The organism is Pseudomonas sp. Sample_24 (genome assembly GCF_004307605.1).
In the GTDB taxonomy this organism is placed as follows: Bacteria; Pseudomonadota; Gammaproteobacteria; order Pseudomonadales; family Pseudomonadaceae; genus Aquipseudomonas.
On the sequence record NZ_RCNW01000335.1, the window covers coordinates 1 to 4054 of the forward strand.

Annotated in this window: 4 protein-coding genes and 1 pseudogene; all 5 read left to right on the forward strand. The window is 55.5% G+C overall.

Annotated elements, in window-relative coordinates; all coding sequences use genetic code 11:
* Positions 1–107 precede the first annotated feature (107 nt).
* Positions 108–539: a 50S ribosomal protein L11 gene (gene rplK, locus D8V06_RS18185; protein ID WP_007933726.1), complete on the forward strand. Its 432-nt coding sequence runs from the start codon at positions 108–110 to the stop codon at positions 537–539.
* Positions 539–1234, forward strand: coding sequence for a 50S ribosomal protein L1 (rplA, locus tag D8V06_RS18190; protein WP_130931467.1), 696 nt, complete (start codon positions 539–541; stop codon positions 1232–1234). The genes rplK and rplA overlap by 1 nt, the downstream gene beginning before the upstream one ends.
* A 198-nt stretch (positions 1235–1432) precedes the next feature.
* On the forward strand, positions 1433–1933 hold the full coding sequence (gene rplJ / locus D8V06_RS18195) for a 50S ribosomal protein L10 (protein ID WP_007970413.1): 501 nt from the start codon (positions 1433–1435) through the stop codon (positions 1931–1933).
* A 75-nt stretch (positions 1934–2008) separates the two neighbouring features.
* A complete protein-coding gene (gene rplL / locus D8V06_RS18200) occupies positions 2009–2374 on the forward strand; it encodes a 50S ribosomal protein L7/L12 (protein WP_056855887.1) in 366 nt (121 codons plus the stop codon).
* Between the two features lie 220 nt (positions 2375–2594).
* A pseudogene (gene rpoB, locus D8V06_RS18205) lies at positions 2595–4054 on the forward strand (DNA-directed RNA polymerase subunit beta); the annotation flags it as partial.

Here is a 4054-nt window from a genome sequence, read left to right on the forward strand (position 1 = left end):
ATCCCAACCCCGCAGCCTTAGGCTGTGGGGTTTTGTCGTCACTGGGATAAACGCGCAAGTAACCGGGGAGCCTTTCGAGGCGTTCGAACCCGTAATTGGAGTGCCTCATGGCCAAGAAGATTACCGCTTACATCAAGCTGCAAGTGAAGGCCGCTCAGGCTAACCCAAGCCCACCTGTTGGTCCTGCTCTGGGTCAGCACGGCGTGAACATCATGGAATTCTGCAAGGCTTTCAACGCCCGTACTCAGGGTCTTGAGCCAGGTCTGCCGACTCCAGTGATCATCACTGTCTACAGCGACCGTAGCTTCACTTTCGAAACCAAATCCACCCCTGCTTCGGTTCTGCTGAAGAAGGCGGCCGGTCTGACCAGCGGTTCCGCTCGTCCGAACACCGTTAAGGTTGGCACTGTAACTCGTGCTCAGCTGGAAGAAATCGCGAAAACCAAAAACGCGGATCTGACTGCAGCTGATATGGAAGCAGCCGTGCGTACCATCGCCGGTTCTGCTCGTAGCATGGGCCTTAACGTGGAGGGTGTGTAATGGCTAAGCTGACCAAGCGTCAAAAGGCTATCGCCGGCAAAATCGAAGCAGGCAAGTCCTACAACTTTGTAGACGCTGCTGCCCTGCTGGCTGAGCTGTCGACTGTCAAGTTCAGCGAGTCGTTTGACGTTGCTGTGAACCTGGGTGTTGACCCGCGTAAATCCGACCAGGTTGTTCGTAGCGCTACTGTGCTGCCACACGGCACTGGCAAGACCGTTCGCGTTGCTGTGTTCACCCAGGGTCCAGCTGCTGAAGCCGCTCTGGCTGCCGGCGCTGACCGTGTAGGCATGGACGACCTGGCTGCCGAAATGAAAGGCGGCGACCTGAACTATGACGTAGTTATTGCCTCCCCGGATGCAATGCGCGTTGTGGGTCAGTTGGGTCAGATCCTCGGTCCACGTGGCCTGATGCCTAACCCTAAAGTCGGCACCGTAACTCCAGACGTAGCCAACGCGGTCAAGAACGCCAAGGCTGGTCAGGTTCGTTATCGCACCGACAAAAACGGCATCATCCACACTTCCGTTGGCAAGATCGGCTTCGACGCCGTCAAGCTGAAGGAAAACGTTGAAGCCCTGATCGCTGATCTGAAGCGTATCAAGCCAGCTTCCTCGAAAGGCATTTACGTCAAGCGCGTTACCCTGAGCACCACTATGGGCCCAGGTCTGGTTATCGATCAGAGCTCGCTCGACGCGTAAGACAAAGGTTGGCGCGGATTGTCGCGCCAATTGAAAGATTGGGGTCCCTGCCTGGCGGGGGCTATCCAAGACCGTAGGCGACGCAAGTCTTAAACCACAAGCCTACGCAGATGGTGCTCCCGGTTCCTTACCGAATCAGACACCAAAACGACATCCGGTTTCGACCAGATGAAACGGTAACAAGCAGGAGTTAAACCCGTGGCAATTAAACTCGAAGACAAGAAGGCCATCGTCGCTGAAGTCAACGAGGCTGCCAAAGTCGCTCTGTCCGCTGTCGTGGCTGATGCCCGTGGCGTAACAGTAGGCGCGATGACCGGACTCCGTAAAGAGGCTCGTGAAGCTGGCGTTTACGTACGTGTTGTACGTAACACCCTGCTCAAGCGCGCTGTTGCTGACACTGAATTCAGTGTCCTCAACGACGTGTTCACCGGCCCTACCCTGATTGCATTCTCCAAGGAACATCCAGGCGCTGCTGCCCGGATCTTCAAAGAGTTCGCAAAGGGTCAGGACAAGTTCGAGATCAAGGCAGCTGCGTTCGAGGGCAAGTTCCTCGCAGCTAACCAAATCGACGTACTGGCAACTCTGCCGACCCGTGACGAAGCAATTTCTCAGCTGATGAGCGTGATTCAAGGCGCTACCAGCAAATTGGCTCGTACTCTGGCGGCAATTCGCGACCAGAAAGAAGCTGCTGCAGCCTAAGGCTCGTCAACTTCTCGCGTTTTTTGTTTTTTTCGATGGTCGCGTAGGCCGTCCCCAATATCAGGAATTAGATTCATGTCTATCTCTCAGAACGATATCCTTGAAGCAGTTGGCAACATGTCCGTAATGGAAGTTGTTGAGCTGATCAAAGCTTTCGAAGAAAAATTCGGCGTTACTGCTGCTGCTGCATCGGCTGGTCCAGCTGCTGCTGCTGCCGTTGTTGAAGAGCAAACTGAATTCAACGTCATGCTGACCGAAGCTGGCGAGAAGAAAGTTAACGTGATCAAGGCAGTACGTGAACTGACCGGTCTGGGCCTGAAAGAAGCCAAGGCTGTAGTTGACGGCGCTCCTGCCATGGTTCTGGAAGCTGTTGCCAAAGACGCAGCTGACAAAGCCAAAGCAGCTCTGGAAGAAGCAGGCGCTAAAGTCGAGCTGAAGTAAGCATCGACTTTGCTCCTCCAGCCCGAGCGTTAAGCGACAGGCTGATGGCTGGTGGCTCTTGCCACCGGCCTTTTTCCGTTATTGGCAGCCGACTGGGTCGGTGCTGATAACGTGCTGTAACCACCCGATGCGGTGGCGCAAACCATGGGGTTTGCACGATTTTCTGGCTGCTCCCGTCGGGAGGGGCCAAACAAGCAGGTGACCAAGCTGGGGAACGCTGATGGCTTACTCATATACTGAGAAAAAACGTATCCGCAAGGACTTTAGCAAGTTGCCGGACGTCATGGATGTGCCGTACCTCCTGGCCATCCAGCTGGATTCGTATCGTGAATTCTTGCAAGCGGGAGCGACTAAAGATCAGTTCCGCGACGTGGGCCTGCATGCGGCCTTCAAATCCGTTTTCCCGATCATCAGCTACTCCGGCAATGCTGCGCTGGAGTACGTCGGATATCGTCTGGGCGAACCGGCATTTGATGTCAAAGAATGCGTATTGCGCGGTGTAACTTACGCCGTACCTTTGCGGGTAAAAGTGCGCCTGATCATTTTCGACAAAGAATCGTCGAACAAAGCGATCAAGGACATCAAAGAGCAAGAAGTCTACATGGGTGAAATCCCCCTGATGACTGAGAACGGTACCTTCGTAATCAACGGTACCGAGCGTGTAATCGTTTCCCAGCTGCACCGTTCCCCGGGCGTGTTCTTCGACCACGACCGTGGCAAGACGCACAGCTCCGGTAAACTGCTGTACTCCGCGCGCATCATTCCTTACCGCGGTTCGTGGCTGGACTTCGAGTTCGACCCGAAAGACTGCGTGTTCGTGCGTATCGACCGTCGTCGCAAGCTGCCTGCATCGGTACTGCTGCGCGCGCTCGGCTATACCACCGAGGAAGTGCTGGACGCGTTCTACACCACCAACGTGTTCCATGTGAAAGGCGAGAACCTGAGCCTGGAACTGGTACCTCAGCGTCTGCGCGGTGAAATCGCGGTTCTGGACATCCAGGACGACAAAGGCAAGGTTATTGTCGAGCAAGGTCGTCGTATCACCGCTCGCCACATCAACCAGCTGGAAAAGGCCGGGATCAAAGAGCTGGAAGTGCCACTGGACTACGTCCTGGGTCGCACTACCGCGAAGGTCATCGTGCACCCGGCTACCGGCGAAATCCTGGCAGAGTGCAACACCGAGCTGAACACCGAGATCCTGGCGAAAATCGCCAAGGCCGGCGTTGTTCGCATCGAAACTCTGTACACCAACGACATCGACTGCGGTCCGTTCGTCTCCGATACGCTGAAGATCGACTCCACCAGCAACCAACTGGAAGCGCTGGTCGAGATCTATCGCATGATGCGTCCTGGCGAGCCGCCAACCAAAGACGCTGCCGAGACTCTGTTCAACAACCTGTTCTTCAGCCCTGAGCGCTATGACCTGTCTGCGGTCGGCCGGATGAAGTTCAACCGTCGTATCGGTCGTACCGAGATCGAAGGTTCGGGCGTACTGTGCAAAGAAGACATCGTCGCGGTTCTGAAGACTCTGGTCGACATCCGTAACGGTAAAGGCATCGTCGATGATATCGACCACTTGGGTAACCGTCGTGTTCGCTGCGTAGGCGAAATGGCCGAGAACCAGTTCCGCGTTGGCCTGGTGCGTGTTGAGCGTGCGGTCAAAGAGCGTCTGTCGATGGC